Source organism: Paraburkholderia sp. JHI869, assembly GCF_038900775.1.
In the GTDB taxonomy this organism is placed as follows: domain Bacteria; phylum Pseudomonadota; class Gammaproteobacteria; order Burkholderiales; family Burkholderiaceae; genus Paraburkholderia.
This window is the reverse complement of record NZ_JAYMSC010000090.1, coordinates 1-1124: the sequence shown is the minus strand read 5'-3', so window position 1 is coordinate 1124 and position 1124 is coordinate 1. Positions and strand designations below refer to the sequence as shown.

At 59.0% G+C, this 1124-nt stretch carries 1 pseudogene; it reads right to left on the bottom strand.

Annotation, left to right across the window (positions count from 1 at the left end):
• Nucleotides 1-8: 8 nt before the first annotated feature.
• A pseudogene (locus VSR72_RS43975) lies at nucleotides 9-1124 on the bottom strand (IS110 family transposase); the annotation flags it as partial.

Genomic DNA, 1124 nt, shown 5'->3' with positions numbered 1-1124 from the left:
TGTAGTGGTCAACTAATTTCGGACAGGCAGATAGGTTCTTTTGCTATCGGATTCGCCTCGTAAGCGGCGGGCGACAGATAGCCCAGCGTGGAGTGCAAGCGCACCGGATTGTAGAAAGCGACGATGTACTGGTTGATATCGCGCCGAGCCTCATCGTGGTTGGCGTACTGACGCTGCCACACACGCTCCATTTTGAGGTTCAGGAAGAATCTTTCCATCACCGAATTGACGCTCCTATGTCAAGCGGCGGCCGTCGAATCGGCAAGATCGGCCAGAATGAGCGGGTACAACTCCCGGACGATATAGCGTTTCAGGCAGCGGTGGATTTCCTTGTTCGACATGCCTTCTTTCGTCCGTCGATCGACATAGGCCCGGGTACGTGGATCGCTGCGCATCCGAACCATAGCAATAGTCCATAAGGCGTTGTTCGCCGACCGGTCACCACCTCGGTTCAAACGATGCCGGACCGTCTTGCCGGACGACGCCTGCAATGGACTCGTGCCACAGAGTGCCGCTAGCGCCGCTTCACTTTTCAGGCGTTCGGGATTGTCGCCCGCGACGGCAATCAATACTGCAGCGGTCTGCGGGCCGATGCCGAATCGTTCGCGAAGTCGTCTGGCATGCTGGCTGGTCAGGCTGTCAAGCATTGTGTCGAGTGCTTTGAGCTCCTCTGCCAGCATCAGCCAACGCTTCGCCAGCAAACGCAGTGTGGTCGTGAGCGTTTGCAATACTGGCGTTTTGCCCAACGAGCGAAGACGGGCGCAACCCTCAACGCATTCTGCTGTCTTCACTTTCAGAAGACGCTCACGAATTTCCTGGGGAGCGCTTACGAGTAAAGCTCGTAACTGATTGATAGCCTGCGTCTTTGCCTTGACCGCACTGCGCCTCGCGACGGAGACTGCGCGCATCGCCTCGGCGGCACCGGACTGTTCCTTAGGAATAGCAGTGGCCCTTCCGGCGAGGACCGCACGCGCGGCGTTTTCGGCATCAGTGGGATCGGACTTCCCTCGGGAGCGGCGCATCGCGCGATCGGGACGATTGACTTCAAGGACCTCGATCTCATGATCGCGCAGCACGCGGGCCAAGCCCGCTCCGTAGGTGCCGGTCCCTTCAACCCCGGCACG